The organism is Bacillus sp. COPE52 (assembly GCF_003355115.1).
GTDB classification, from domain to species: domain Bacteria; phylum Bacillota; class Bacilli; order Bacillales; family Bacillaceae_G; genus Bacillus_A; species Bacillus_A toyonensis.
The window spans coordinates 1,607,717-1,633,999 of record NZ_CP031292.1; the positions used below are offsets into that span (position 1 = coordinate 1,607,717).

Annotated in this window: 31 protein-coding genes; 23 read left to right on the top strand and 8 right to left on the bottom strand. The window is 33.3% G+C overall.

The features are described from left to right. Nucleotides 1-99: 99 nt before the first annotated feature. On the top strand, nucleotides 100-1,455 hold the full coding sequence (locus tag DPQ31_RS08140) for an MATE family efflux transporter (RefSeq protein ID WP_000388383.1): 1,356 nt from the start codon (nucleotides 100-102) through the stop codon (nucleotides 1,453-1,455). Between the two features lie 36 nt (nucleotides 1,456-1,491). On the opposite strand, the gene DPQ31_RS08145 is transcribed toward DPQ31_RS08140, so the two are convergent. Then, nucleotides 1,492-2,157, bottom strand: a complete 666-nt coding sequence (locus DPQ31_RS08145) for a DUF421 domain-containing protein (protein WP_000923918.1) — start codon at nucleotides 2,155-2,157, stop codon at nucleotides 1,492-1,494. A 160-nt stretch (nucleotides 2,158-2,317) separates the two neighbouring features. Here DPQ31_RS08145 and DPQ31_RS08150 point away from each other — a divergent pair, with 160 nt between their 5' ends. From DPQ31_RS08150 to DPQ31_RS08175, 6 genes are all read left to right on the top strand, one after another. After that, entirely contained in the window at nucleotides 2,318-2,896 is a 579-nt protein-coding gene (locus DPQ31_RS08150; RefSeq protein ID WP_001227662.1) for a YdcF family protein, read from the top strand. A gap of 148 nt (nucleotides 2,897-3,044) precedes the next feature. Then, nucleotides 3,045-3,362 carry a magnetosome magnetite crystal formation protein family gene (locus tag DPQ31_RS08155; RefSeq protein WP_000678051.1) on the top strand — a complete coding sequence of 106 codons (318 nt, stop codon included), beginning with the start codon at nucleotides 3,045-3,047 and terminating at the stop codon, nucleotides 3,360-3,362. Between the two features lie 273 nt (nucleotides 3,363-3,635). Next, nucleotides 3,636-4,370, top strand: coding sequence for an oxygen-insensitive NADPH nitroreductase (gene nfsA / locus DPQ31_RS08160; RefSeq protein WP_208731756.1), 735 nt, complete (start codon nucleotides 3,636-3,638; stop codon nucleotides 4,368-4,370). An 88-nt stretch (nucleotides 4,371-4,458) separates the two neighbouring features. Then, nucleotides 4,459-5,043: a type 1 glutamine amidotransferase family protein gene (locus tag DPQ31_RS08165; protein WP_000709455.1), complete on the top strand. Its 585-nt coding sequence runs from the start codon at nucleotides 4,459-4,461 to the stop codon at nucleotides 5,041-5,043. 187 nt (nucleotides 5,044-5,230) lie between these two features. Then, complete coding sequence (locus DPQ31_RS08170; protein ID WP_141555909.1) at nucleotides 5,231-5,776, top strand: sigma-70 family RNA polymerase sigma factor; 546 nt, start codon at nucleotides 5,231-5,233, stop codon at nucleotides 5,774-5,776. 1 nt (nucleotide 5,777) lies between these two features. After that, nucleotides 5,778-6,389, top strand: a complete 612-nt coding sequence (locus DPQ31_RS08175; protein WP_208731757.1) for a PH domain-containing protein — start codon at nucleotides 5,778-5,780, stop codon at nucleotides 6,387-6,389. 103 nt (nucleotides 6,390-6,492) lie between these two features. On the opposite strand, the gene DPQ31_RS08180 is transcribed toward DPQ31_RS08175, so the two are convergent. From DPQ31_RS08180 to DPQ31_RS08195, 4 genes are all read right to left on the bottom strand, one after another. After that, entirely contained in the window at nucleotides 6,493-7,218 is a 726-nt protein-coding gene (locus tag DPQ31_RS08180) for a sulfite exporter TauE/SafE family protein (protein WP_208731758.1), read from the bottom strand. A 249-nt stretch (nucleotides 7,219-7,467) separates the two neighbouring features. Beyond that, the gene (locus tag DPQ31_RS08185; RefSeq protein WP_098710917.1) at nucleotides 7,468-8,685 is read right to left on the bottom strand and encodes an MFS transporter; all 1,218 of its coding nucleotides are present in this window, start codon (nucleotides 8,683-8,685) and stop codon (nucleotides 7,468-7,470) included. Nucleotides 8,686-8,691: 6 nt separating this feature from the next. Beyond that, the gene (locus DPQ31_RS08190; protein WP_208731759.1) at nucleotides 8,692-9,159 is read right to left on the bottom strand and encodes a VOC family protein; all 468 of its coding nucleotides are present in this window, start codon (nucleotides 9,157-9,159) and stop codon (nucleotides 8,692-8,694) included. Between the two features lie 165 nt (nucleotides 9,160-9,324). Then, nucleotides 9,325-9,444, bottom strand: a complete 120-nt coding sequence (locus DPQ31_RS08195) for a YjcZ family sporulation protein (RefSeq protein ID WP_000120179.1) — start codon at nucleotides 9,442-9,444, stop codon at nucleotides 9,325-9,327. A gap of 239 nt (nucleotides 9,445-9,683) precedes the next feature. Here DPQ31_RS08195 and DPQ31_RS08200 point away from each other — a divergent pair, with 239 nt between their 5' ends. Continuing rightward, complete coding sequence (locus DPQ31_RS08200; RefSeq protein ID WP_000291696.1) at nucleotides 9,684-9,902, top strand: aspartyl-phosphate phosphatase Spo0E family protein; 219 nt, start codon at nucleotides 9,684-9,686, stop codon at nucleotides 9,900-9,902. Nucleotides 9,903-9,959: 57 nt separating this feature from the next. Then, complete coding sequence (gene hfq, locus DPQ31_RS08205) at nucleotides 9,960-10,148, top strand: RNA chaperone Hfq (RefSeq protein ID WP_000400654.1); 189 nt, start codon at nucleotides 9,960-9,962, stop codon at nucleotides 10,146-10,148. Nucleotides 10,149-10,175: 27 nt separating this feature from the next. Here the strand turns inward: hfq and DPQ31_RS08210 are convergent, their stop codons facing one another. After that, nucleotides 10,176-10,778: an HD domain-containing protein gene (locus DPQ31_RS08210; protein ID WP_000400764.1), complete on the bottom strand. Its 603-nt coding sequence runs from the start codon at nucleotides 10,776-10,778 to the stop codon at nucleotides 10,176-10,178. A gap of 172 nt (nucleotides 10,779-10,950) precedes the next feature. On the opposite strand from DPQ31_RS08210, the gene DPQ31_RS08215 reads away from it, so the two are divergent. The 7 genes from DPQ31_RS08215 (at nucleotide 10,951) to DPQ31_RS08245 (ending at nucleotide 19,140) form a co-directional block, all read left to right on the top strand. Further along, complete coding sequence (locus DPQ31_RS08215) at nucleotides 10,951-11,784, top strand: flagellar motor protein MotP (protein WP_000502108.1); 834 nt, start codon at nucleotides 10,951-10,953, stop codon at nucleotides 11,782-11,784. Between the two features lie 19 nt (nucleotides 11,785-11,803). Continuing rightward, entirely contained in the window at nucleotides 11,804-12,481 is a 678-nt protein-coding gene (locus DPQ31_RS08220) for an OmpA family protein (RefSeq protein ID WP_000596044.1), read from the top strand. A gap of 150 nt (nucleotides 12,482-12,631) precedes the next feature. Then, on the top strand, nucleotides 12,632-13,000 hold the full coding sequence (locus DPQ31_RS08225; RefSeq protein ID WP_000940571.1) for a response regulator: 369 nt from the start codon (nucleotides 12,632-12,634) through the stop codon (nucleotides 12,998-13,000). A 129-nt stretch (nucleotides 13,001-13,129) separates the two neighbouring features. Continuing rightward, a complete protein-coding gene (locus DPQ31_RS08230) occupies nucleotides 13,130-15,115 on the top strand; it encodes a chemotaxis protein CheA (protein WP_208731760.1) in 1,986 nt (661 codons plus the stop codon). Between the two features lie 270 nt (nucleotides 15,116-15,385). Next, nucleotides 15,386-17,029, top strand: a complete 1,644-nt coding sequence (locus DPQ31_RS08235) for a flagellar motor switch protein (protein ID WP_098158018.1) — start codon at nucleotides 15,386-15,388, stop codon at nucleotides 17,027-17,029. Between the two features lie 29 nt (nucleotides 17,030-17,058). Beyond that, nucleotides 17,059-18,396 carry an Ig-like domain-containing protein gene (locus DPQ31_RS08240; RefSeq protein WP_208731761.1) on the top strand — a complete coding sequence of 446 codons (1,338 nt, stop codon included), beginning with the start codon at nucleotides 17,059-17,061 and terminating at the stop codon, nucleotides 18,394-18,396. Between the two features lie 27 nt (nucleotides 18,397-18,423). Continuing rightward, nucleotides 18,424-19,140: a hypothetical protein gene (locus DPQ31_RS08245; RefSeq protein ID WP_208731762.1), complete on the top strand. Its 717-nt coding sequence runs from the start codon at nucleotides 18,424-18,426 to the stop codon at nucleotides 19,138-19,140. 77 nt (nucleotides 19,141-19,217) lie between these two features. Here DPQ31_RS08245 and DPQ31_RS08250 read toward each other — a convergent pair whose 3' ends face one another. Together DPQ31_RS08250 and DPQ31_RS08255 are read right to left on the bottom strand one after the other, a co-directional pair. Beyond that, nucleotides 19,218-20,000: a CheR family methyltransferase gene (locus tag DPQ31_RS08250; RefSeq protein WP_141490642.1), complete on the bottom strand. Its 783-nt coding sequence runs from the start codon at nucleotides 19,998-20,000 to the stop codon at nucleotides 19,218-19,220. Nucleotides 20,001-20,039: 39 nt separating this feature from the next. After that, a complete protein-coding gene (locus DPQ31_RS08255; protein WP_208731763.1) occupies nucleotides 20,040-20,537 on the bottom strand; it encodes a flagellar motor switch protein FliG in 498 nt (165 codons plus the stop codon). 143 nt (nucleotides 20,538-20,680) lie between these two features. Between DPQ31_RS08255 and DPQ31_RS08260 the strand changes: the two genes are divergently transcribed. The 7 genes from DPQ31_RS08260 (at nucleotide 20,681) to DPQ31_RS08290 (ending at nucleotide 26,049) form a co-directional block, all read left to right on the top strand. Beyond that, the gene (locus DPQ31_RS08260; RefSeq protein WP_000946323.1) at nucleotides 20,681-21,145 is read left to right on the top strand and encodes a YaaR family protein; all 465 of its coding nucleotides are present in this window, start codon (nucleotides 20,681-20,683) and stop codon (nucleotides 21,143-21,145) included. 15 nt (nucleotides 21,146-21,160) lie between these two features. Beyond that, entirely contained in the window at nucleotides 21,161-21,613 is a 453-nt protein-coding gene (locus DPQ31_RS08265; protein ID WP_208731764.1) for a hypothetical protein, read from the top strand. Between the two features lie 17 nt (nucleotides 21,614-21,630). Continuing rightward, entirely contained in the window at nucleotides 21,631-22,929 is a 1,299-nt protein-coding gene (flgK, locus tag DPQ31_RS08270) for a flagellar hook-associated protein FlgK (protein ID WP_208731765.1), read from the top strand. A gap of 207 nt (nucleotides 22,930-23,136) precedes the next feature. Further along, a complete protein-coding gene (locus DPQ31_RS08275) occupies nucleotides 23,137-24,000 on the top strand; it encodes a flagellar hook-associated protein 3 (protein WP_098688842.1) in 864 nt (287 codons plus the stop codon). A 19-nt stretch (nucleotides 24,001-24,019) separates the two neighbouring features. Beyond that, nucleotides 24,020-25,396 carry a flagellar hook-associated protein 2 gene (locus DPQ31_RS08280; protein ID WP_208731766.1) on the top strand — a complete coding sequence of 459 codons (1,377 nt, stop codon included), beginning with the start codon at nucleotides 24,020-24,022 and terminating at the stop codon, nucleotides 25,394-25,396. Nucleotides 25,397-25,418: 22 nt separating this feature from the next. Beyond that, nucleotides 25,419-25,787: a flagellar export chaperone FliS gene (gene fliS / locus DPQ31_RS08285; protein WP_199632297.1), complete on the top strand. Its 369-nt coding sequence runs from the start codon at nucleotides 25,419-25,421 to the stop codon at nucleotides 25,785-25,787. Continuing rightward, on the top strand, nucleotides 25,777-26,049 hold the full coding sequence (locus tag DPQ31_RS08290) for a flagellar biosynthesis protein FlgG (RefSeq protein WP_097881648.1): 273 nt from the start codon (nucleotides 25,777-25,779) through the stop codon (nucleotides 26,047-26,049). Before fliS ends, DPQ31_RS08290 begins: the two co-directional genes overlap by 11 nt. Nucleotides 26,050-26,283: the final 234 nt, after the last annotated feature.

The following is a 26,283-nucleotide window of genomic DNA, read 5'->3' on the forward strand; positions in this document are numbered from 1 at the left end:
ACGATAATTAAGTTACCTATTTTTAAATTCTCTCTTGACCTTCAAGTTACTTGAAGGTTTAAACTGTGAACAGAGCGTTGAAAAAAGGAGCATATTAGTATGGAAGCAACAGAAAAATTAAGAGAAAAACCGATAAAAAGTTTATTTATTTCATATTTAATACCAGCAGTTCTCGGAATGGTATTAATGTCAGTTAATATTGTGATTGACGCGGTCATGATTAGTAGGGGAGTTGGAGCGAACGGTTTAGCGGGAGTAAACGTCGCTATTCCAGCATTTTCGATTTTCTTCTCCATTTCATTATGGATTGGAATGGGCGGAGCAACATTATATTCGATTGCACTAGGCGAAAATAAACTTGAAAGAGCAAGGTCTATTTTTACGCAATCTATGACTGTAGCAGTTATTATCGTAGGCGTTTTAGCGGCTATTTGCGTATGGAGAATAGAAGATTTAGCATACTTATTCGGTGCAAATGAAGTGATTTTACCGTATGCGTTAGACTATTTACACGTGTTATTAACATTTGGAATGATATACGTGTTAGAAAATATTTTAAGTACATTTATACGAAATGATGGAAATCCTAATTTAGCAATGGCAGGTCTTGTTGTAACGGCTGTATTAAACATAGTGTTTGACTATATCTTTATTTTCATCTTTGGATGGGGTGTAACAGGTGCTGCTTCAGCGACTATTCTTTCGGCAGCAATTGGTTTCCTTGTATTATTAACTCACTTCTTTAGAAAGAGTAGTATTTTAAAGTGGACGAAATTCCATTTTGAATGGGATACGGTTAAACAAATAATGGTGATTGGTTTCCCAAGTTTTACAGCAGAAAGTACAGTAGCAATCGTAACGATTGGTTTTAACATCGCATTCGTTCAATATGCAGGAGAAGTAGGAGTCGCTTCCTATGCAATGGTGAATAGTATTCATGCGATGGCATTATTATTATTCTTTGGTGTTGGAGCAGCATTACAACCAATCGCAAGTTTCCATTACGGTGCAAATTTATCAGAAAGATTGCGTGAAGGATTACAGTTTGCTGTGAAGATTGCGGTTGTACTCGGAGGCATTGCGATAATTGTCGGATTATTCTTCGGGAAATATATCATTGGTCTATTTGATGTCCAATCGCCAGAACTATTGGAGTTAACGTTAACAGGTATTAGCTTGTTCTTTATCCAATACGTATTTTTAGGCTACAACATTGTGTATGGAGAGTACTTCCAATCAGTGCGACAAACGAAGAAATCAGTACTTATTATAATGAGCCGAGGGTTACTATTTATTATTCCGTTGTTATGGATTATGCCAAAGTTATTTGGAATAAACGGAATTTGGCTCGTTATGCCGGTTGCGGAAGTATTGACAGCAATTATCGTATTTACGATGAATCGTATGAAACATCCTGTTCCGTTACATATGGCAGGAAAGAAAGAAGCAATATAATGAAGAAAATCCCCTTGAGCAAGTAAGGGGATTTTTTCATTCTTTTAAACTAATCGCAAAAGACCCATCCGTTTCTTGAACAGACGCAAAAGCCACATTTTTAATATTTGTGATGCCTTTTTCTTTTAACTCTTTATATAACCACTTTTCGTCTTTATGGATCAACTTTAAGTTATCGTATTGAATTTGAGAATCGACAATAAGGGCGATTGGTAATCCAGCATACTTAACATGTATATTCATATCCTTTGGAGTCAATGGTACAAGTTCTCGCTTTGGTAAAATGCTAATGGCTCCATTCGCTTCTAAAATAGCGTATTCAATTTCATGAACACTTGGATATCCGGCGACGCGAAGGTTAGAAAGCAATTCGGGTATGGGATATCTACTTTTTTGTAAGTTCTCAAAAATAATATCACCATGTTTAATTAAAATAATGGGGTGTCCGAGAATGAAACGATTTAGTTTGTTGAGTAAGCTTAATTTTGTAAGAAGTAAGTGCAAACATGTAATAACGACCATACCGAGAAATGCTTGTAAAGCACCAGCGACTGGTATGGCTTGAAAAGCTAAATAAGATAAAAAAATAATAGCCCCAAAATCATGAGGAGTTAGTTGTGCTAATGCGGATTTACCGAGTAACTTAAGCGATAGTAAAAATAAAATAAAAAAGAATGATACGTTACATAAAAAGAGAAGCAATAGGGACACTCCTTCGTGCGAAGTTGTACTTACTATTCCCAAAAATAATAGAAATATTACCTTTTAGAGGATAAATAAGGGTTATTTGGAATTTGTCTGTATACAAACGAATAAATGGATATTATGATGAAAGAAGCAAAGAACATAGGAGTATATGGATATGAGAAAGAAGAAAATAATTAAGTATATTATAGCAATTATAACGGTTTGCGCTGTGTACGCGGTTTTTTTACAATATAACATTTATAAGCATGGGCATATGAAAGCTACCGACGATGCTGATTATATCATTGTATTAGGCTCGAAAGTAAATGGGACGAAACCATCGTACTCATTACAATATCGTATTGATAAAGCAGCTGAATATTTAAAATCACATGAGAAAACAATCGCTATCGTATCTGGCGGACAAGGAAAAGGTGAAGATATTTCAGAAGCATTAGCGATGAAACAAGGATTAATGAAACAAAATATTGCAGAAGACCGTATTATAATGGAGGATAAATCAACGAGTACAGATGAGAATATTACATTCTCAAAACCGTTAATTCCAGCCAATATGAAAAAAGGTATGATCGTAACGAACGATTTCCATATGTTTAGAGCGAAAAAAATAGCAGCAAAACAAGGTTTGCAATTAGAAGGGCTTCCTGCCAAAACACCGAAGCCCATTATCATTTCATCAAATGTCCGAGAATATTTAGCGATTACGCAATATTGGTTTATGAATCGAATATAGTGAAAGTGATCCCGCCCGAAATTCGAGGCGGGATTTATTTTGAGGAAAATCTTACAAAACTGTCATCTTAGTGAAAGGTAAAGCGATAGTTTCTAGAATGGATTCCTGACATAATAAAGATAACAAAAACTATTTAGAGGTGAATCGGATGAAAGGAAATAATATTCTATCTTCACTATGTTACTTTAGTATCTTTTTTGCGCCATTTTTACTACCAATTATCGTGTACTTCGTTGCGGAAGATGAAGTGAAATATCACGCGAAAAAAGCATTTTGGTCACATGTTTTTCCGTACGCAATCTTATTTGCTGGATTAGCAGTATCAGGTGTATACGGTTTAGGCTTCGATCAATCTGATGGCGCGGGAATTGGGATGACTATCACATATGCAGTATTCATTCTTGTAGGAATTTACTACTTCATTTGGAATATTGTAAAAGGTATTAAAGTTTTGAAAGCAGCATAATAAGACAAGAAATAAATTGGTGTAATCCTGTCGTTATTTGTCGGTAAATCGATATCTCTTGTCGAATCGTTGATATATTCGAAAAATCGTTGATATAGTGCAAGGAATCGTTGATATATTTAAATTATCGTTGATATAATTTCATTTACCGTATTGATAGACATTTTAAAAAGAGCAATTCAAAAAGAATTGCTCTTTTTGTGCTTATAAGTTGTGAATATTGAAAAAGATATGTTAATTTTTCATTATGAAGAGAAAAAAGGAGTGTTTTTCATGAATGAGATCATACATAAAATGGAGCAACACGTTTCAGTTCGTAAATATAAAGAAGAATCCATTCCGAAAGATGTAGTAGAAAGAATGGTTCAATCTGCGCAGCATGCCGCTTCCTCGCATTTTGTACAGGCCTATTCTGTTGTATATGTAACCGATCAAGACCTAAAGGCTAAACTAGCAGAACTATCCGGAAATCGTCACGTGAAAGAGTGTGCAGCATTCTTTGTTTGTTGTGCAGACTTAAAGCGACTTGAAATGGCGTGTGAAAAGCATGGTACAGAGATAAAGCATGAAGGAGTGGAAGATTTTATCGTTGCGACGGTAGATGCTTCACTTTTTGCGCAAAACTTAGCATTAGCAGCGGAATCATTAGGATACGGTATTTGTTATATTGGTGGTATTCGTAATAACCCGAAAGAAGTGAGTGAATTGCTTCATTTACCGGATAAAGTATATCCTGTGTTTGGAATGACAGTCGGTGTGCCAGATGAAGAACATGGAGTGAAACCACGTTTACCGGTAGCAGCAATTCTTCATGAAAATGGATATGATGAAAAGAAATATGATGAATTATTAAACGAATATGATGAAACGATGAGCGCATATTACAAAGAAAGATCATCAAATCAAAAAAACATAACATGGACGGAATCAATGAGCTCATTTATGTCCAAAGAGAAAAGAATGCATATGAAAGAGTTTTTAAGTGAGAAAGGGTTAAATAAAAAATGAGTAAAAAGACAAACCTGAGATGCGGGTTTGTCTTTTTTAAAAGGAGAAATGAGATAGTTTTCGAATAGCTATAGAGGGAGGAGATAAAATGAAGAAAGCTTTAATATTTCTATTTGATGGATTTGCAGAATTTGAAGTGAATATAGCGAGCTTGTTTTTGAAAAGTAAGGAATTTGAAATAACAACGGCAACTGTAGACGGAAAAACAGTTACAGGAGAAGGCGGTTTTTTGTGTCAACCACATGCCTCTATTGAGCAAATTAAAATAGAGAACTATGAAGTGTTTATCGTACCAGGCGGACATATTTTTGATCATTTAGAAAATGAACAATTGTTATCTATTGTGAACAAATTACATAAGCAAAATAAATGGATAGCGGGTATTTGTGCCGGAACATCTTTATTACATGCAGCAGGAGTGCTGAATAAGAAGAGATTCTCAACATCATTAACATCAGATGAAAAACAATTAGCACATTTACATGAATGGGAATATAAACAAAACAAAGATGTAACTGTTGATGGAAAAATAATAACAGCGGTAGGATCTGCGTACGTTGAATTTGCTACTGAAATAATGAAGCAACTCAATTTATTTAATGAAGCTGAAGCGAAGGAGAACTTGCAATACTTTAAAAATGTAACAGAGCTTTGTGATGAAACGTTAGTATAAGTGAATAAATTAATTGTTAATACCTAAGTTCAGATTGTAGATACTACTTTCTGAACTTAGGTATTTTATTTGTTATCATATACATAGAAATAAAAAATTGATGAATTTTTACAAAAGTGATAGAAAATGAGATTGAAATGCCAATAGTAAGTAAAAGCAGCTGCTAAAGGGGAACTGAGGAAGGATGATGTTTATGATTTTCGATTCTGAAGAGGATTTAATTATAGCAATGAAAAAACGTGATCAAGATGCTTTGAAAGAAGTGATTGATCAATATGGAAAATTAATTTTGTACATTATTCATAAATCATTAAGTACCCCTATTGAAAAACAATATGTGGATGATTGTTATAATGATGTATTTACTATCATTTGGTTTCAAATCGAACAATTTGATATAGAAAAGGGCAACTTAAAATCTTGGATGATTGGTATTACTAAATTAAAGGCATTGGAATATAAAAAGAAAGTATATAAAGAGAATAAAATTGATAAAGACGTAGAAATAGATGCAGGTATCCATGATAAGTATGAAATAGAACAAGAAGAAGAGATTATGGAAATCGTACAAGATTTAAATACAAAGGATCGATATATCTTTTTAAAGAGGTATATTGATGGATATTCCATTGACGATATTGCAAAAGAATTAAAAGTAACGGCTGACTATATATACAATCGAATCTCTTGTGGAAAGAAAAAACTTCAAAAACTGTGGAAAGGGAGTGTGTAATATGGATAAAAGATTATTATCGATGTTAAATGAGCTCCAATATTTAAAAGAAGAAATTACACGTTTAGAGAAAGAAGCGAATGAGTCTATAAATATAGATAAGTATTATGTAAGAAATGGAGAACTATTAAAAAAATTAACTGTACAAATGTTAGAAGAATCAATTCGCAACGAATTACAAGCTGATGAAGAAATTCAGAAGGAACTGTTAGTAGACGAAGGATGTATGGTAAATAGTAAAGTCATACCAAATATATTATACGCAGGAGCTACCTTTTATTATTATATCGTTTTAACGAATAAAAGGGTGATAATGAAAGGGTTAGATTGTTATTTTAAAAAGACAAATGAACATAGCGTGCCAATAGAGGATATACAATCTATTTCGCAACATAAAAAAATGAAAAACGTTTTTGAGATTAAATATAATAACAATTATATACAGTTTGGAAGTATTGCGTATGCACATGAAGTTGCGATGATTATTATGGAGTTGAAAAAACGCGGAGTAAAAGTAGAAAAGTATACAGATTTCGAAAAAGGTTTTTTCTTATTCTTTAATATACTCGTGATAGTAAGTTCAGGTCTTTGCTTTATAAAATATTTAATGTAAAAGGCGGCATAATAGCCGCTTTTTATCGGATGATTTTGTAGCTTAAAAATACAACAATAATTTCATTTAAACCAAGCTGTTATTGCGCAATCTAAAGCATTTTCTATAACAAATGCAAACTATCAATAAGAAGATAAATACCTGTACAGCTCAAAATGATATATGTAAATATTTTAAAAACTTGTTGATTAAGCCATTTGAAAATAATTTGACCTATAAACAAACCTAAAAATACAATTGGAATTGCATAAAAACTTGATTTCCAAATTGTTATGTCCGTTCCAGTAAAGAGTATTTGAGTTAGTAGACTAATGAAATATATAAACAGATAAAAAGCCAAAGTAGTTGCTCTCAACTTCTCTTTTTCAGTATCAGTTCCTGTAAAGTAAAGTAACAAAGGAGGTCCGGGCATACCGATACTCGTCGTTAAAAGTCCTGATAATCCACCAACTACGAAATCTCTAAACGGTGTTGATCTAACTTTAACATTGCATATTAGCAACAATGTTAATAGTAAGAGTAGGATGCTAATTGTTAATTTAAAAGTGTTTATGTTAACGGAAATGAAGATTAAAATTCCAAAAGGTACACCGGCTATACTTCCAAAAATAAACCGTTTCAGTAAAATAAAATCAACGTCCATTCTTATTTTCCAAATGAGTGATATTGAAATAATTAATGATAAAATAATGTTTATTTGTATAGCTTCTTGCGGTAGAAATAACATGAGTAAGAAAGGTGTTGCCATTATAGAAAAGCCAAAACCTGTACTGGCTTGCAAAACAGAAGCCACCAATATTATACATATGAAAATTAATGTAATCTCCAAAATAGCCCTCCTATTTAATCAAATTCAATACATATTTTATTACTACGAAAATCGAATGTAGCTGTTTGGAGCCTATAGAATAAGTGCAATCTTTCACAATCTTACTTTTATTTTAACATAAATATTTGATTTCCTCTCAAATGGTGTTCAAGTAAAGGGCCTTTTCATGAAATGAAATGACTTGTATTTTATTTAATTTGATTGTTATATAACGATAACAAATGAGAGTAAATAAAAATTAGCAGTGAGCTATATAGTATCGGTAGGATCTTCACTAAGCTTCCCGCGATAAAATAAGAAAAGCCATATAAAACTAACAAAAATACAACATATAGCTAACAGGCAACCAATTACTTGCGGAGAAAGGGTTTCTAAAAGCCAGCCTGTAATAAACATAGATAGCTGAATGAGAGAACCATATATGGAATAATGAAATGAAAAAACTTTACCAATCATGTTTTCTTCGGTATACATTTGTAATAAGGTTGTGTCTAAAGGGACGATAATGCCCCCTGCGATACGCATGCAGAGTAAAGTAATAATACCGATAATAAGCTGATTGGATAGAACGAATCCGAGAAAGAAAAAGCCTTGTAGTAAGTACGCCAAGCCAAATGCTTTTTTCATTGTCTCCTTATTTTTACATACATATAGATTAACGAATAGACTACCAATAATAAGACCTAATCCTTGAACAGTATATAAAATTCCAATATTAGCATGGAAGATCCTTTCGGCATAAATTGTTAAAAGAAGTTGATAAGCACCACCAATAATCCCCCATGAAACTCCGACAAGAATTAATGCTAATATAATTTTTTTCTGTAATATGTACGTGTATCCATCTTTTATATCCACAAAAAATGACTTTTTTATGTTAAATTTTTTGTGAGAAGGGATATTCAACTTATAAATGATTAAAGCGGAAACAAAGTATGATAGGCTATTAATGATAAAAGCGATTTCTATACTTAAAGCCTGGGCGATAATCCCACCTAATGAGGCGCCCATAATTGACATAAAGCCATTAACTGTACTAGAAAGTGTATTTGCAGTTACTAAATGTTTTTGCCTAATAATCATTTTTAAAGTTGATTGTTTAGCAGGCTCAAATAAGCAAGAGAGGACCGACAAACATATATTAGCTACGAAAATAATTTCAATCTTATAGGTTGCTAATAAGTAAGTGAGTACAATAACTCCTCTTAAAACATCGGTGGAAATCATAATCTTCTTTGTTGGAAATCGATCCACAAACCCTCCAATAAAAGGACTAAGAAGAAGTTGAGGTAACCCTTTACTCATAAAAGTTAGTGCGATAATAAACGGAGATTCTGTTACGCTATAAACGAATGTTAATAAAGCTACAGTATGAAACCAATCTCCCAGTACACTTAATGTTTGGCCATAAAACAGCTTTCTAAAGTTTGTATTTGTTTTAAGCAGTGTGGAATAAGAAACTGACATAAAAGATTAATCCTTATGTATTAATGATGCTTGAACTTGTTTTTTCCATTCACTTACATACATGTTCTCTGCTGCAGAAAGTTCAACAGGTAATTGTGCAATCAATTCTAAACTATTTCCATCAGGATCGTTAAAATATACGGAGGCGTGCGCCAATTCTGGAAAAACGATCGGTTCAATTGGCTCCATTCCAAAGTCTTTTCTTGCTGAAATTCCTTTTTGACTTAGCCAATGTATTGCATTTTCTAAATCAAGCAAGCTTACTTGGAAGGCAATATGTCGCAAAGATGGGTGATAAGTAACTTTGTATTCTGTTCCTTCCCAAAGTCCGAGCCAACTCTTATTTTCTTTAATCCAAAAGAAAGCAATATCGTCACCTCTTTTATATAATTTTAGCCCTAGTGATTCATAAAAAGGTATTGATACTTCTAAGTTACGGACGGGTAAATGTGCCTCATAAAGACCTTTAATCATTGTAATCCCCCTTAGTAAAAATGTTTCTTATTTCATAGTAAACGATATTTTGTTAGATCAAATCAGAAATAAGAGGGATATAAATTCATACGAAAGTATGAAAAAACAGCTCAAATATGAGCTGTTTTCGTATAGTTTTTAATTCATTTGGTAAGGATAGGATGATTAATATCCGTATCCGCCGCCACCCCAGCAGCTACATCCGATAATGATTAGAAGGATGAATAGTACGATAAGCAAAGCAAATCCACCGCCGAAACCAGCACAACTACCACCATAGCTCATGTGTTTTCCTCCTTTTTGTAAATTAATCTATATAATTCATGGACTACTATATACAATATGTTTTTCATGTGGAAAAGGAGCCAGTCTGTATTTGAATTAGACAAATGTCTGTGTGATTCAGGTTTTTCTATATTACATGTGCGGGAAATCTTACTAAATAAAGCGTTTACGGATTAAGAGTATGTTAAAAACGTAAAAATTGTAAAAAAAACCATTTTTATATTTTTTTATGAGGGAATATGTACTATAATTTTACAAGTAATATTATGGGAAAAGGGAGTTTTAGTTTAGAGATGGAGATGGGACGATTACAAAATAAAATAGAAAACAAAAAGAAAGAGTTAATTCAACTTGTTGCGAGACACGGATTGGATCATGATAAAGTTTTGTTATTTAGCCGAGATTTAGATATACTAATTAATAAGTTTATGAATGTAAAAGATAAGGTCCATAAATGAATAATTTATAGTTTTTTTATATTAAGATATTCAACGGAAGAAAGGGGAGAAACGTTATTGGAACATTTACAAGATGAGCTTTATAAGCAAATAAAAGAAGAAAAAGGTACTGTTACAGTTTTCTTAAAGAGTGGTGTGAGAATAGTCGGAGAAGTTGCTGGCGTAGACAAATTTACAGTTTTAATGTTAGTAGATGGAAAGCAACAGCTGATTTACAAGCAGGCAGTATCAACAATAATGAAATAAGACACTCTAGTAGAGTGTCTTATTTCATTATTTCTTACAAGCTTCAACGTCAATGCCAGCAGCTAATAATTTCTTTTCTCCATCTTGTTCAATAATTTTTTGTAATTTAGATAGGAAAGAGTCAAAGTTTGTATGTTTTGCGACTTGGAATGTCATTTTATGTTCAATTGGTAGCCACGTATTAATGTCAGCCTCGTTATGCTGAATTTTTACTTCCAATTTATCAAGCGCATTAGCAACTTTTGCTTCGTACGTTTCTTTCGCTTCAAACTCCATCCATAAATTATATAATTCCTCACCGAGAGAACCTTTTAATGTTTGTTTAATATTTAAAATTGCTTCAAGTTCATTTTTTTGTTTTTGTAATTGTAATTCGTGACTATTCATTGTATCAAAAGCAGGGATATCGCCAGCTTCAGCTTCGACTAGGTCGTGAATAATAACCATTTTAAGTAACTTTTCAATATTTACTTTTTGATCTAAATAAGGCTCAACTAAAATGGCCATTAGAGACATGCGCCATGTATGTTCGGCAACACTTTCTTGGCGTCCGTTAGAAAGCCAGCTATGTCGCATTTCGTATTTTAGTTTTTCTGCTAATGCAATGACTTGTAAAATGTTATGTTCCATCGTGATCCTCCTCTTATTTCCATACCATAATTCTAATATGGAAATGAAATGTGTCAATTTTATGAGTATATTGCGATAAATAGATGATGAGCGTATAATGAACGTTATATGTGAAAACGCATTATTAAAATAAAAAAATGTTTTATAAAAATGAAAAGGAAAGGGCAGGAATATGGGAGACGAAAAACAAGTATTTGCTAGACCAGAAAGAAAAAAAAGGAAGTTTGATATTTCTAGTCCAATGGGCATTATAGTAGGCTTCGCTATTGTAATAGCGGCGATCGTACTTAGTGGCGGTGGAATAAAAGCTTTTAAAAACTTCTTAGATATTCCATCTATTTTAATTGTCATAGGGGGAACGGCAGCGACAATTGTTGTGGCGTATCGATTTGGAGAAATAAAAAAATATACGAAAAGTATTTTTACTGTTTTACATAGAAGAGAAGAAGATTTAGAACAGTTAACGGATTTGTTCGTTAATTTTTCGAAAAAGTCTAAAAAGAACGGTTTACTTTCTTTAGAAGTTGATGGAGAACAAGTAGACAACCCTTTTATTCAAAAGGGGATTCGTTTAATGTTAAGTGGCTACGATGAAGATGAATTAAAAGAAGTGTTAATGAAAGATATAGAAACAGAAGTGTATGAGCTAAGAAAAGGGGCAACATTATTAGATAAAATTGGTGATTTCGCTCCAGCTTGGGGTATGATAGGGACTTTAATTGGTCTTATCATTATGCTTCAAAATTTGCAAGATACATCACAAATTGGTACAGGAATGGCAGTGGCGATGCTAACGACATTATATGGATCAGTACTTGCGAATATGATTGCAATACCTCTTGCGGAAAAGGTGTATCGTGGTATTGAGGATTTATATACAGAGAAGAAGTTTGTAATTGAAGCAATTTCAGAATTGTATCGTGGGCAAATTCCTTCTAAATTAAAGTTGAAACTTGATACGTATGTGTACGAAACGAAGATAAAAAAAGAAAAACGAGCAGCCTAATATTTCAAGGAGTGGTATGATGATAAAACGACCGCAAAAGGGATCGCCTCGTTGGATGACGACTTTTACAGATTTAACGATGTTATTATTAACTTTCTTTGTATTACTAGTTGCTACATCAAAGCAGGATGCAGTAAAATTGTCAAAGATGCTTGAAAAGTTTAGCGATGCGGAGCAAGTAGATGCAAAAGTAATGGAAAATACAATACCAGATATAACACATGAAAAAAATGATGAAAAAATGATCTCAAAAAAGAGAATGGATGAATTATATAAAAAGTTAAAAGCATATGTAGATAATAACGGTATTAGTCAAGTGAATGTATATCGAGAAGATACAGGGGTAAGTGTCGTTATCGTAGATAATTTAATATTTGATACGGGTGATGCGAACGTTAAACCAGAAGCAAAAGAGATAATGAGTCAATTAGTCGGATTTTTCCAATCAGTACCAAATCCAATCGTTGTGGAAGGACATACAGATAGTAGACCTATTCATAATGAGAAATTTCCTTCTAACTGGGAATTATCTTCAGCACGAGCAGCTAATATGATTCACCACTTAATCGAAGTGTATAATGTGGACGATAAGAGGTTAGCTGCGGTAGGATATGCAGACACAAAGCCAGTTGTACCAAATGATTCACCGCAAAACTGGGAGAAAAATCGTCGCGTTGTTATTTATATAAAAGAATAGTATATTATTATTTTAATAATAAAATAATAAAAATACGAAAATTCTTTTAAAAAAATATTAAATTTTATCATTTTATTTTGTATAATGAGTGAGAATGATAAGGTGAAATATTAAGATATATTTATACATAGAAGGAGAGAATCAAAAAGAATGGCACATAAAATTTTAGTTGTAGACGATGCGATGTTCATGCGAACGATGATTAAAAACTTATTAAAAAGTAATTCTGAATTTGAAATTATCGGTGAGGCGGAGAATGGAGTAGAAGCAATTCAAAAGTATAAAGAACTTCAACCTGATATTGTAACATTAGATATTACTATGCCAGAAATGGACGGACTTGAAGCATTAAAAGAAATCATTAAAATTGATTCAAGTGCAAAGGTTGTTATTTGTTCGGCAATGGGACAACAAGGTATGGTATTAGATGCAATTAAGGGTGGGGCGAAAGACTTTATTGTAAAGCCATTCCAAGCGGATCGTGTAATCGAAGCTTTAACAAAAGTAGCAAATAGCTAATATAAAAGGGGTGCCACAAGGAATCAAAACAGTGATAGAGGATACACGTGTGGCCCCCTTTTTTCTCGTTTTAAAACACTAAATTGTTATACATAAATGAAATGTTTGTTAGACAGGTAGGGGATTAAAATGCAAACAGATCTATTGAATATATTTTTTGAGGAATCAGAAGAACATTTACAATCGCTAAATGAAAATGTGCTAACTTTAGAACAAAATCCAGCTGATATGGATGTTGTAGGAGAAATATTCCGCTCAGCCCATACATTTAAAGGTATGTCTGCAAGTATGGAATTTGCGGAAATGGCGGATTTAACGCATAAGATGGAAAATGTGTTAGATGAAATCCGTCATGGGAATATCGTGGTCAATGCGGATATTATTGATGTGATTTTTGAGTGCATTGATAATTTAGAGAAGATGGTTGCAGATGTACAACAAGGCGGAATGGGTAATATTGATGTAGTTTCTACTAAACAGAAATTAGAAGCATTATTGCACGGTAATGTAGTAACTCCTACAGAACATATAGAGCAAGATCATATAGGTAACGATGGTGGAGTTTCGCATGAAGTACATATAACGGTAGAACAGCAAGCTATTTTAAAAGCAGTACGTGCCATTATGTGTATAGAAGCATTGCAAAATGTAGGTAATATACAAAAAACTGTTCCGAGTATTGAAGAAATTGAAGCGGATGCTTTCGGATTTGAGTTCACAGTATTTATGGATACTGATTATAATGTAGAAGAATTGAAACAAGTAGTGCTTCATATTTCTGAAATTGAGAAAGTAGAAGTGAAGCAAGGACATACATCACAAGAAGCTGTGCAAATAGAGAAAATGATACAATCGTCTGCAATTGCACAGGTTGTATCACCTGTAGAAGCACCGAAACAATCAGCTAATACTACACCAGCTAAAAGCACAGTAAAAACGAAAAATGCTAAAGTGGAGAATCGCTCCATTCGTGTTCAATTAGAGAAAATCGAAACATTAATGAATATGTTTGAAGAAAGTGTAATTGAGCGTGGGCGCATTGATGAATTGGCACAAACGATTCAAAATAAGGAATTAATTGAGCATTTAAATCGATTAGGAGATATTTCAAAAGATATTCAAAATGTACTTTTAAACATGCGTATGGTTCCAATTGAAACGGTCTTCAATCGTTTCCCACGTATGGTACGAATGTTAGCGAAAGATTTAGGTAAAAAAATCGATTTACAAATTACAGGAGAAACTACTGAAGTTGATAAAATTGTAATTGATGAAATCGGTGATCCGCTTGTTCATTTAATTCGAAATGCAATTGATCACGGTGTTGAGACTGTTGAAAAACGACGTGATGCAGGTAAAAATGAGACAGGTACGATTAAATTAGAGGCGTTTCATAGTGGAAATCATGTCGTTATTCAAATTACGGATGATGGAAACGGTATTAATAAAGGGAAAGTATTAGAAAAAGCGATTAAAAATGGTGTTGTAACAGAAGCAGATGCGAATAGATTAACAGATCGTGAAGTGTTTGATCTTATATTCCAACCAGGATTTAGTACAGCTGAAGTTGTATCGGATCTTTCTGGGCGTGGTGTTGGATTAGATGTTGTAAAACATACGATTCATAGTTTAGGTGGACATTTAATTATTGATTCTGAGGAAGGAAAGGGAAGTACATTCAGAATTGAACTTCCGTTAACTTTGTCTATTATTCAATCTATGCTTGTTCAAACGAACGATAAGCGTTATGCTTTACCTCTTGGAAATATTGTGGAAGCAATTCGAATTAAGAGAGAAGACATCCAATCCTTACAAGGAAAAGATGTGTTAAATTATCGTAACCAAATTATTGAAGTGAAACATTTAAGTACAGTATTTGGTGAAAAAACAGTAGATGAGGCGTTTGCGTCATATGATGGTCAAATGGTTCCTGTGTTAATTGTTCGTAATACACATCGTAGCTATGGGCTTATTGTAAACACAATTATCGGTCAAAGAGAAATCGTCTTAAAGTCATTAGGTGACTTCTTTGCAGAGAGTTCTAACTATTTCTCTGGTGCGACGATTCTCGGTGATGGACGAGTGGTCCTCATTTTAAACCCAGAAGGTTTATAATAGGAATGAAGGAAAGCTCCCCACTTGTATACAATTGGGGAGCTTTTTGGTTAATTATTATGAATGTATAAAAATAATTATATAACTGGAAATAAATACAGAGTAACGATTTGTATAATCAGTTTGTTAAAATATAATGAGTGTAATAAGTTGAGAGTTTATCCTGCTAGTTGCGGGTTAATAATCAGTGAGGAATGGATAGAAGTCCCACTGATTAAAGTGTCACTTTATATCATTTGATAGAAAAACAGAAATGAGGAGGCAGGGAAAATGCCTGAGCAACACACAAACGGGGAAACGAGCACAATTGTGCTAGAAAAAGAAAATGAGCATTTAACACCTCAAGAATGCGATATTCTTGGCGAAATCGCAAATATATCATTTGGTTCAGCTTCGACTGTATTATCAACAATTTTAAATAGGCAAGTAAACATTACTGCTCCTCGTGTAGAATTGGTAGATTTATATGATACAAGTGATGTTGAAGTTCCACATGTTGTGTTAAATATTCATTTTACAAAAGGATTAGATATGGAAAACCTTCTTGTTCTTAAGCAAGATGTTGCACTATCAATTGCTGATTTAATGATGATGGGGACAGGTGAAGTGGAAGAAGGAAAAGAACTTGGTGAATTAGAGCTAAGTGCTGTACAAGAAGCGATGAATCAAATGATGGGATTCGCAGCTACATCTATGTCGGAATTCTTCCAAGATACAGTAGATATGTCTCCGCCGACAATTAAAGTCGTAAAGCTATCAGAAGAGATGGAGAAAATCTCTGAAATAACTGGAAATAACACAATAGTTAAAGTATCGTTCGATCTAAAAATAGATAATCTTGTAAACTCTAAACTTGTACAAATTGTTTCGGTGGAACATGCGAAACGAATGATAAATAAATTACTACAATTATCTGGTGAAGTAGAAGAAAGAGATGAACCGGCGGAACTGGTTGAAACTGAGATTGTAGAGGAACATGTTGAAAAAGAGCATTTAACACAAGAAGAGAAAGATGTACTCGGTGAAATTGCGAACATTTCAATCGGTTCAGCTTCAACGGTATTATCAACGCTTTTAAATCAGCCAGTCACGATTAGTACACCAAATGTAGAGGCGATTAATGTTCGTCATTATGATGGAGTACCAGTGCCATTTGTCATTTTAAATGTCGACTTTGTTGAAGGGCTAAAGAATGAGAACGTATTCGTATTTACGAAAGATGTTGCCTTAACAATGGTAGATTTAATGATGATGGGAACAGGGGAAGTTGATCCGGAAAAAGAGCTTAGTGAATTAGAACTAAGCGGTATTAAAGAGATCATGAACCAAATGATGGGGCATGCTGCAACAGCGATGTCGGAAATGTTTCAAGAAAAAATGGACATGACGCCGCCAAATGTCAAATTTGTAACGTTAAAAGAAGAAATGGAATACTTGGGAGAGTCGATGGAAGTGGACGAACTCGTTCAAATTACGTTCAATCTTGAAATTGGCGATCTTCTTCAATCGAAAATGTATCAAATTTTACCCATTTCAGAAGCGAAAGAAATGGTAAGAAGACTTCTGTATCCAATGGTGGAAGAGCAAGAAGAGATTACCCCGGAAGAAATTGAAGAGGAAGAAATTGCGGCACCAGTTGTACAACCTATTGAATTTAAAGAAGTAAAACAGATTGAACCAGTATATATGGATACATCCATTTTACAAAATGTAGAAATGAACGTGAAATTTGTATTTGGAAGTACTGTGAAAACCATTCAAGATATATTAAGTTTACAAGAAAATGAAGCGGTTGTACTAGATGAAGATATTGATGAACCGATTCGAATTTATGTGAATGATGTATTAGTGGCATATGGTGAACTTGTAAATGTAGATGGGTTTTTCGGAGTAAAAGTGACGAAATCGCTATAAGGCGTTGAAATAGGAGTTTGAACGAGTAGATGAAAAACGTAAAGTTTTTTCTAATGAGTTGGCTATGTATACATGTGTGCTTGTTCTTCCCCCTGCAAAGTCAGGCGGAAGAACAAATTGAGCCAGAGCAAAAAATAAATAAATTGGAAGTAATAGAAGAAAATAAGAAACTTCAAGAACAGCCAGAGCAAGTAGAAATAAATCAAGGTGAAGATGAACAAAAAGAAGTGACGAATGAACAAAAGAGCGAAAGAAAGATAGAAACGGATCAAGGTGTTATTACAGTAAATAAGCCAGAGCTAAAAGTTGGCGAAGAAATGCGGATTACTGTAGAACCAAACGAGAAAGACATTCAAAGTATGAAAGGTATATTGCAGTTACAAAGAAATGGCGAGCAGTATGCACAAGAAAGAATGCTATCTTTTGAGTATGATGAAGAAACGAAGCGATGGATTGCTAACTATAAAGTCGAGAGTTTTGATTTACAAGGTAATTGGAACCTTCATCTCGTTCAAAGTTACAAAGAAAATGAGAAGGAAGAGCTCATAGAAAATGAAGTGAAAATCCCGCTCGTTCGTATTGGAAATGAAACACCAACTATAGATAAAGAATTGCCGAAGTTACATAAAGTTACTATTGATGAAGCAAAAGAGAACTTAATTGAACGGAAACAGGGAGATTCTATACATATACGAGTGAAAGCTACCGATGTAGAATCTGCTGTGAAAGAAGTGCGCGTTACATTAAAAGGGAAAGATGATAAAGAAATTCCCTTTTTATTAGACTACAACAAGCGTGACATGGATTGGCAAAAAGTATTTGAACTAACTGATGCCTTGCCAAATGGACAATATAAACTATTTGTAGAAATAGTGGATGCTGCAGGCAATAAACTTGTTGCGGAAAGTGAATATATCGTTTCTGTTTTGGGACAAAAAATGGAAGATGATAAAAAAACAGAAGAGCAAGAGAATGAAAATAAAGTAGAAGATAAGAAAGAAATTAGTAAGCAAGAAGATTCGAAAGTAGAGATCGTGCTTCCAGAAGAAAAACTTCCAGTTGTTCAAATTCCGAAGCAAGACGAGAAAGTAAATGAGTTTATACAAGAAACATTGAAAGAGAAAGAGGAATTCCCTCACGTTATAAAAGACCCATTGGCAGATAATAAGGAAGTAAGTAATGTAAAGGCTCAAAAAGAGAAAACAGGTAATAATGACAAGCAAGACGTTTCGAAAAAGAAAGCAGAGCCAGAAGATAAGAAAGAAGAAAGAAGTGAACAAGGAGTACAAGCTTCTAATGTGTTTACTATTATGTCAGGTTTATTTGTACTATTTTTAGTGTTAAAGAGTAATAAAGAATGGGACTAATTATTTCGTAGTAGTGGAGGCATTTAAATGGAAATTAACCGTACGACAGTTGAAAATAAGACGCTACAACCATTAAAACAGCCTGCAGCTATTTCGGAACATGAAATTCAGAAAGAACGAAAGTATAGTAATTTAGTGTTTAGTGGGCAGTCTAAAATCATTTCGAAAAATAATGAAATAGGCATTTTACTTGCAAGTTTAGGCGATGGAAAGATTATGAAGGAAATACTTTCTAAAGAGATGGATACAGTGTTACAACTCTTTAAAAAGTTACATACGTTATCTGGAGAAGGTAAGCAAACAGAAAAAATATTTGAACAAGTAATTAGAAGTTTACAAGGACTTGTTAAGCAGGCGCATATAAAAGATCTTCCTTTATTAGATGGAACATATGATTTCGCTGAAGTACAACTATCATTTGGTAGAAAGGTACATATTCCGTTATTAGATGTAAGTGCACTTATCTCTAGAGTGGAGAGTGATTCTTCAGAAGGAAATATAAATTTAATGGTAACGGTTATTACTGCTTATATAACGAAGTTGTCTAACGAAACCATTTTAATTAGCGTTACAGACCGCGCGGCAAAAGATCGGGATGTCAGTGTATGGAGAGCGCTCGCAGAAATGAATATGACACAATTATCACAGGCGTTGAAACATACAATGCAAGAACATAAATGGTCTATGACGTTTCTTTTTCTCTTTATATGGATTGTTGGTATCATTTTAATTCGAGTTATATAAAAAGGTCGTCACTTCATTGTGACGACCTTTTTAATCCCGTAAAAGCCCGATTGGTATGGGCTGATTAAAGTTTCACTTTATATTTTTTCATAGAAGAATGTATCGAAACGCTGAAGGTTGTAACGTTCGGGTGTTAAAATTTGTTCTGTACTACCAACAAATAGTACACCGCCTTTTCGTAAAGAACGACTAAACTTTTCATAAAGCTTTACTCTTGCTTCTTCTGTAAAGTAAATCATTACATTACGACATATAATTAAATCGTAATTTGTATCGAATGACTGCATTAAGAGGTCATGTTGTTTGAACGAAACGTTTTGCTTAATGTTTTGATGCAATGAATATGTATCATTCTCTTTTGTGAAATGACGCTCTTTCAAATCGATAGGTAATTCTTTTAAAGAACGTTCTGTATATTGACCGCGTTTCGCAGTTTCTAAAATATGAAAATCAAGATCCGTTGCTTGAATTTCATAGCGAAATGGAGATAGATGTTTTGATAAAATTAAAGAGAGTGTATATGGTTCTTCACCGGCAGCGCAAGCAGCACTCCATATTTTTAATTTCCCATTATTTTGTTCAAGTAATTTTGGCAGTGCTTTCGTCTCTAACGTTTGCCAGCGTTCTTTATTTCTGAAAAATTCTGAAACGTTAATTGTAATATAGTCTATAAAACTTAAAAATAAATTTTGATCGGTACGTAAATGATTTAAGAAATTTACGTAGTTGTCAAATCCTTTTCTTGAAATGAAAGCATCGATTCTACGGCGCATTCTATCTTGTTTATACGAAGCGATATCCATATTGTATTGTTGTTTAAAACTCGCGATAAAATGATCATAATCTTGTTCAAGTATCATATTTACAATGGGCACAATAACGATATTGTGCCTCCCCCTTTACATCATACGAATTTTTTGTTCAAAGCTTTTTTTCATCTGTTTTTCATGTAAACCTGGTAAATCATAAATAACAGCATCAATACCCGCTTCTTTTGCAACGTCAATGGGAATGACAGATGTATGTTTGTCCCCGTTATAAAAACAGAGAACTAAATCGGTATCTTCAATAATTTGTTTTACAAAAAACATAAAATCTGATCGATAAATGGAGTCGGAAGGATGATCAAAAGCAACATACTCGGCTCCGTGTTTTTTTAAGTAATGAACGACTTCTTGAAATTCATCTGTTAATGCTTGTAACGGTTGTAGCGTGTAAAGGCATAAATTTTGAGCGAGTCTTTCGTTTTCAATGAAAAAACGAAGAACTTCATTTTCGATAGATTTATAACATAATATGTAAATTTTATGTTTGTGAGCATAGTCAGTTAGAAATTTTTTAATTTCATCTTGATCTAATACTGTTAATTGATTTGAACCACAAAGAAAAATATTCATAGAATTGTGCCACCTCATGCTAAATTGTAACATATCTTTTATAAAAAATAACTGCAAAATATTACTGTTCAGAGTATAATTATAAATAACTGGATTTTACGATTAAGTTTAGGAAGAAATAAAAAAATAAATAGGTGATATATATGCTACGTTCTATCTCGCATAATCCAATTTTATCGCATATACCGCCTGCTACTCAAATGCCGAAAGAAGCAAATGTCAGGACAGGACTTGCATTTTCGGATAATTTGCATGCAGATCCGAAAAAAGATAAATTGCTAGAACAAATGGAAGCGTTTGTCGATAATATTGGAGAAATAAAAGAGAAAATTGAAATGGAATTAACGCTTGATAATGTCATGGAATACAAAAATACAGTGAAATCATTTTTGAATTTTTACGTAGATAATGTATTGCAATATAAAGACGTTATGTCTCGTCATCCGCGTTACGGTTATTCACAGAAAATGACGATTGTGAAACAGGCAGAAATGGGATTAAATGAATTAGAAGATGTGATGAACTTAATTAATACAAAAACTGGACATTTAGAAATGTTAAATCAAATTGGAGAAATCCATGGTTTAATTGTAAATTTAGTCTTGTAAAAGGAAGGAAGCTATATGTACATACAATTATATGAGAAGCTCGTTATTATTCAAAAAGCATATGAAAACATTCAAACGCTTGGAGAACAAATATATGAGAATTTAAAACATAAAAATGTAAATGCAGTTCAAAAGTTACAAGTAGAGCAATTGCAGTACATTGATGGTTTAAAAGGATTATCGAGCGCATTTGAAGAAATGGTTGTTCAGTTTTGTAAAGAAAAGGGTGTTGAACCATTTCGCGTGAGTGCATTATTTTCGTATTTTTCCCATGAAGAAATTGAAAAAATGGAAAAAATACAAAAAAACGTAGTTGAATTAGAAGAGAATGTAAAAATGATTCTTTTAAAAAATCAATATTACTTAAACGTACTATTAAAAACTACAGAAAGTATTGTGGATTCCGTTTCTGAATATAATTTGGAGCGAAACAATAATTCGCAAATCTTTATGAATGAACTATTGTAAAGGAGAAGTGAAGCTTTATGAGATTATCTGATTATAATACACCGCTATCAGGTATGTTAGCGGCTCAAATGGGGTTACAAACAACGAAACAAAACTTGTCTAACATTCATACACCGGGTTATGTGCGTCAAATGGTGAATTACGGATCTGTTGGAGCAAGCAATGGTCATACGCCAGAACAGAGAATTGGTTACGGTGTACAAACGTTAGGTGTCGATCGTATTACTGATGAAGTGAAGACGAAACAGTTTAATGATCAATTATCACAACTCTCTTACTATAATTACATGAATTCAACGTTATCACGAGTAGAGTCTATGGTTGGGACGACGGGAAAGAATTCGTTATCTAGTTTAATGGACGGCTTCTTTAATGCTTTTCGTGAAGTGGCAAAAAATCCAGAACAACCAAATTACTACGATACATTAATTTCTGAAACTGGGAAGTTCACAAGCCAAGTAAATCGTCTTGCGAAAAACTTAGATACAGTGGAAGCACAGACGACAGAAGATATTGAAGCACATGTTAATGAATTCAATCGTCTTGCCGCAAGTTTAGCAGAAGCGAATAAAAAAATTGGACAAGCAGGCACACAAGTACCGAATCAACTGTTAGACGAACGTGATCGCATCGTTACAGAGATGTCTAAGTATGCCAATATAGAAGTATCTTATGAATCTATGAATCCTAATATCGCGAGTGTTAGAATGAATGGTGTTTTAACAGTAAATGGACAAGATACATATCCACTTCAATTAAATAAAGAAAAAGACCCAATGTCAGTTGAGATTTACGGTTCAGAAATCTCTGTAACTAGCGGGGCAATAAAATCAGCGATTGATACGAAAGTGAAGATTGTTGAATATAAAAAAAACCTTGAAGGTTTAATGAGTTCAGTGAAAAATCAAGTGAATACAGTGATGGGAAAAGATTTCTTCGTTGGCGATTATGCGAAAGATATGAAATTAAATCCAGAATTTGCAAAAGACATTTCGAAAATGAAAATATCTGCTGAAACAGCAAATAAACTAGCAGCAATTACAGATGGCGATTATAAAGAAGGCCTTTCTAATAAACAAGCATTAGACCAATTCATAGTAGGTGTAGCTTCTGATAAAAGTGCAGTGAATGCTTATCAAAAAATTCATGGAGACTTATTAGAAGGTATTCAGCAAGAGAAGATGAGCGTCGAAGGGGTAAATATGGAAGAGGAAATGGTAAATTTAATGGCCTTCCAAAAATATTTCGTGGCGAACTCTAAAGCGATTACTACGATGAATGAAGTGTTTGATAGTCTATTTTCGATTATTAGATAATGTGAATTAGAAAAGAAATCCCCTCTTTTTTATGGTTAGAAAGAGGACCTACGGATGGTAGAGGCGTTCAATGCCTATCATTGGCCCAATCGATGTGAGACTAGAAATATAAAATAGTTGTAGGTTAAGTGAGTTAAGAGGATAGCGATAGGAAGCTGTGGATTCTTCTTAACGCCAATTCAAATATAGATAAAGGAGAAGAGAGAGATGAGAGTATCTACATTTCAAAATGCAAGCTGGGCAAAGAATCAGTTAATGGATTTGAACGTGCAACAGCAATATCACCGAAATCAAGTAACTTCGGGGAAGAAAAACCTTCTTATGAGTGAAGACCCACTTGCAGCAAGTAAATCGTTTGCGATTCAACATTCATTGGCAAATATGGAACAAATGCAAAAAGATATAGCGGATTCGAAAAATGTGTTAACACAAACTGAAAATACTTTACAAGGTGTTTTGAAATCTTTAACAAGAGCAGATCAATTAACAGTACAAGCATTAAATGGAACAAATAGTGAAAAAGAATTGAAGGCTATTGGTGTAGAAATTGATCAAATTTTAAAACAAGTTGTATATTTAGCGAATACGAAAGAGCAAGGCCGTTATATTTTCGGTGGTGATAGTGCAGAGAAGCCGCCGTTTACAGAAGATGGTACATACCAAGGTGGAAAAAATGATGTGAACTGGCAACTAAATGACGGTTATGAATTCAAAGCGTTCCGTAACGGAGAAGCATTATTATCCCCAGTTATAAAAACGTTAAAACAGATGAGTGAAGCGATGCAAAACGGTGACCCAAAAGCGTTAAAACCGTTATTAGAAGGAAATAAGCAAAACTTAGATGGCATCATTAATCGTACAACTGAAGTTGGTTCGACAATGAACACAATGGAGACGTTTAAAACAATTTTAAGCGAGCAAAATGTAGCACTTCAAGAAAACCGTAAAGAAATTGAGGATGTTGATTTAGCGGTCGCAATTTCTGATTTAGCTTATATAAACGCAACGTACGAAGCAACATTAAAAGCTGTTAGTACGATGAGTAAAACGAGTATTTTAGATTACATGTAAATGATAAGGAGTGAAAAATATGGCAGGAACAATATCTAATTATGGTGACAGACAGCAAATATGGAATTTAGGAAATAACATGATAGATACAAAGAAGTTAGTAGATTTAGAGTTACAAGCATTGGAAATGAAAAAATCACCATATACTACACAAAAACAAACGTTAACAAATGAAAACAAAGTGTATGCGAGCATGAAAAAAGAGTTTGCAAATTTTGTGCAAGTATTCAAAGATTTAAACACATTTAAAGGTGATGAAAAGAAAACAACTCTATCCAAAGATGGTTTTATGACAGCACAGGCGGATGCTGCTGCAATTCCTGGAACATACACAATTACAGTAGAGCGAGTAGCAGAAAGGCATCAAATAACTACAGCTCCACTTACTCCCCCAAAAACTCCTGAAGGTACGGAGCAAAAATTCAGTTTAGATTTAAAGCTTGGAGTAGATGATGTATTTCATATAAATGGAAAAGAAGTTAAAATTTCAGAAGATATGACGTATAAAGATCTTGTCAATAAAATTAATAATGGAAATTATGGTGTATCCGTATACACATTAGGGGATCAACTATTTTTCACATCTACTATTGCAGGAAAAGAGGGAGAGCTGAAATTAACGGATGGTGCCAATGGCTTTTTACAAAATATAGGACTGGTTACTTCTGCGAAAAATACGGATGGAACGAATGCTATTGCACATCAAGTGACAGGGGCAGTAAATGCAGAATATACAATAAATGGAATTAAAGGAACTAGTAAAACGAATAAGATTGATACAATTCCAGGATTAACTATTAACTTAGAAAAGGTAACTACAGAGCCAATTAAATTAACTATCGAAGATTCAGATATAAAAAATTCGATAGATTTAATCAAAAAAATGAAAGATGAGTATAATAACGCTGTTAAAAGCTTAGATTTGTTTTCTGGTGAAAATGGAGTAATGCAAGGGAATAATGTTTCATTTGCTATAAGTAATGCAATGACAAGCATTTTTAGATTTTCCCAAGATGATAAGTATTTATTTTCTTTTGGAATTCAAATTGATAAAACAGGAAATATGACTCTTGATGAAGAGAAATTGAAAATAGCTTTTAAAGAGAATCCAGAATCAACAAAACAATTTTTCTTTGGTTTTAATGGCATTGGTCATGATATAGATAAAAAGCTCGAGGGAATCTTTGGAGATGAAGGGATTATTGGAAAACGCTCTAAAAGTATTGAAAAGCAAGTAACTGATTTAGAGAGAAAAATTCAAGATATTGATACAATTAATAAGAAAAAACAAGAATCAATTATTGATAAATATGCAAAGTTGGAAAGCCAGCTAGCATTGCTTGATAGTCAGCTGCAGACAATCAAAGCAATGACAAAAACAAAAAGTGATGATTAATGAAAGCTGAGGAAGTGATTATATGCAAGCATGGCAACGTTATATGCAAAACGATATTATGACGAGTAATCCGATTAAAAATACAATATTTATTTATGAAAGATGTATCGTAGAGTTTCGTAAATTAGAAGAACTTTTAAGTACATTTAAACTTCAAGAAGGAGACGACCTTCTTGAAAAGTTAGAACGTATATTTGAAGAGCTGAAGCTTCAATTAAATCCTGATATTTCGAAAGATTTATATGACAGTCTATTCGGTTTATACGATTGGATTAGCATTCAAATTCAAACGATGAAAGTAACGCGCGAAGCAAAAGACATTGATGCGATTGTACATGTGTTACAAGATTTAATAGACGGTTACCGTGGAGCGCTCGAAAATGAACAATGATATTTATCGAACGTTTGTCAGTTGTTTTAATGGAATCGGTGAATTGCAGGTTTCAGATGAAGAATTTGCTGAGAAAAGTGAGATGTTAAATCGTTGGATGATGACATTGGATGAAGAAACGCGCACGCAAGTTGCAATGGAAGTTACCCCGTGGATTATTAAGGCAGCGCAGCATATTCGAGATAAGCAAAAGATTTTGGAAGAAATGATTATGGAAAATGATGGGCGAATGAAAGCTAATTCATTTTATGGTAAATATTAATGATAAAGTATGGAAACGGATTCCCCTTTTTAAAAGGGAATCCATTCCTTGTTTAAATAAAGAGTTCCGCTGATTGAGGTTTCACTTTATGCCTGTAATGAGAAAGTAATCTAAATAATATAAAAATTGACTTTGATTTGTATTTCATATATCGAAATATTTCATGGATTACTACGTGTATACATTTTTTTGTATTCTTTTTTATATTTTTGTATTTTTCTAAAGACAACAATA

Excerpts from the sequence above, each read along its gene's own strand:
- DPQ31_RS08140 (WP_000388383.1), top strand. The coding sequence starts at position 100 with ATGGAAGCAACAGAAAAATTAAGAGAAAAACCGATAAAAAGTTTATTT.
- DPQ31_RS08150 (WP_001227662.1), top strand. The coding sequence starts at position 2,318 with ATGAGAAAGAAGAAAATAATTAAGTATATTATAGCAATTATAACGGTT.
- DPQ31_RS08155 (WP_000678051.1), top strand. The coding sequence starts at position 3,045 with ATGAAAGGAAATAATATTCTATCTTCACTATGTTACTTTAGTATCTTT.
- nfsA (WP_208731756.1), top strand. The coding sequence starts at position 3,636 with ATGAATGAGATCATACATAAAATGGAGCAACACGTTTCAGTTCGTAAA.
- DPQ31_RS08165 (WP_000709455.1), top strand. The coding sequence starts at position 4,459 with ATGAAGAAAGCTTTAATATTTCTATTTGATGGATTTGCAGAATTTGAA.
- DPQ31_RS08170 (WP_141555909.1), top strand. The coding sequence starts at position 5,231 with ATGTTTATGATTTTCGATTCTGAAGAGGATTTAATTATAGCAATGAAA.
- DPQ31_RS08175 (WP_208731757.1), top strand. The coding sequence starts at position 5,778 with ATGGATAAAAGATTATTATCGATGTTAAATGAGCTCCAATATTTAAAA.
- DPQ31_RS08185 (WP_098710917.1), bottom strand. The coding sequence starts at position 8,685 with ATGTCAGTTTCTTATTCCACACTGCTTAAAACAAATACAAACTTTAGA.
- DPQ31_RS08190 (WP_208731759.1), bottom strand. The coding sequence starts at position 9,159 with ATGATTAAAGGTCTTTATGAGGCACATTTACCCGTCCGTAACTTAGAA.
- DPQ31_RS08195 (WP_000120179.1), bottom strand. The coding sequence starts at position 9,444 with ATGAGCTATGGTGGTAGTTGTGCTGGTTTCGGCGGTGGATTTGCTTTG.
- DPQ31_RS08200 (WP_000291696.1), top strand. The coding sequence starts at position 9,684 with ATGTACTATAATTTTACAAGTAATATTATGGGAAAAGGGAGTTTTAGT.
- DPQ31_RS08210 (WP_000400764.1), bottom strand. The coding sequence starts at position 10,778 with ATGGAACATAACATTTTACAAGTCATTGCATTAGCAGAAAAACTAAAA.
- DPQ31_RS08215 (WP_000502108.1), top strand. The coding sequence starts at position 10,951 with ATGGGAGACGAAAAACAAGTATTTGCTAGACCAGAAAGAAAAAAAAGG.
- DPQ31_RS08220 (WP_000596044.1), top strand. The coding sequence starts at position 11,804 with ATGATAAAACGACCGCAAAAGGGATCGCCTCGTTGGATGACGACTTTT.
- DPQ31_RS08225 (WP_000940571.1), top strand. The coding sequence starts at position 12,632 with ATGGCACATAAAATTTTAGTTGTAGACGATGCGATGTTCATGCGAACG.
- DPQ31_RS08230 (WP_208731760.1), top strand. The coding sequence starts at position 13,130 with ATGCAAACAGATCTATTGAATATATTTTTTGAGGAATCAGAAGAACAT.
- DPQ31_RS08235 (WP_098158018.1), top strand. The coding sequence starts at position 15,386 with ATGCCTGAGCAACACACAAACGGGGAAACGAGCACAATTGTGCTAGAA.
- DPQ31_RS08240 (WP_208731761.1), top strand. The coding sequence starts at position 17,059 with ATGAAAAACGTAAAGTTTTTTCTAATGAGTTGGCTATGTATACATGTG.
- DPQ31_RS08245 (WP_208731762.1), top strand. The coding sequence starts at position 18,424 with ATGGAAATTAACCGTACGACAGTTGAAAATAAGACGCTACAACCATTA.
- DPQ31_RS08250 (WP_141490642.1), bottom strand. The coding sequence starts at position 20,000 with ATGATACTTGAACAAGATTATGATCATTTTATCGCGAGTTTTAAACAA.
- DPQ31_RS08255 (WP_208731763.1), bottom strand. The coding sequence starts at position 20,537 with ATGAATATTTTTCTTTGTGGTTCAAATCAATTAACAGTATTAGATCAA.
- DPQ31_RS08260 (WP_000946323.1), top strand. The coding sequence starts at position 20,681 with ATGCTACGTTCTATCTCGCATAATCCAATTTTATCGCATATACCGCCT.
- DPQ31_RS08265 (WP_208731764.1), top strand. The coding sequence starts at position 21,161 with ATGTACATACAATTATATGAGAAGCTCGTTATTATTCAAAAAGCATAT.
- flgK (WP_208731765.1), top strand. The coding sequence starts at position 21,631 with ATGAGATTATCTGATTATAATACACCGCTATCAGGTATGTTAGCGGCT.
- DPQ31_RS08275 (WP_098688842.1), top strand. The coding sequence starts at position 23,137 with ATGAGAGTATCTACATTTCAAAATGCAAGCTGGGCAAAGAATCAGTTA.
- DPQ31_RS08280 (WP_208731766.1), top strand. The coding sequence starts at position 24,020 with ATGGCAGGAACAATATCTAATTATGGTGACAGACAGCAAATATGGAAT.
- fliS (WP_199632297.1), top strand. The coding sequence starts at position 25,419 with ATGCAAGCATGGCAACGTTATATGCAAAACGATATTATGACGAGTAAT.
- DPQ31_RS08290 (WP_097881648.1), top strand. The coding sequence starts at position 25,777 with ATGAACAATGATATTTATCGAACGTTTGTCAGTTGTTTTAATGGAATC.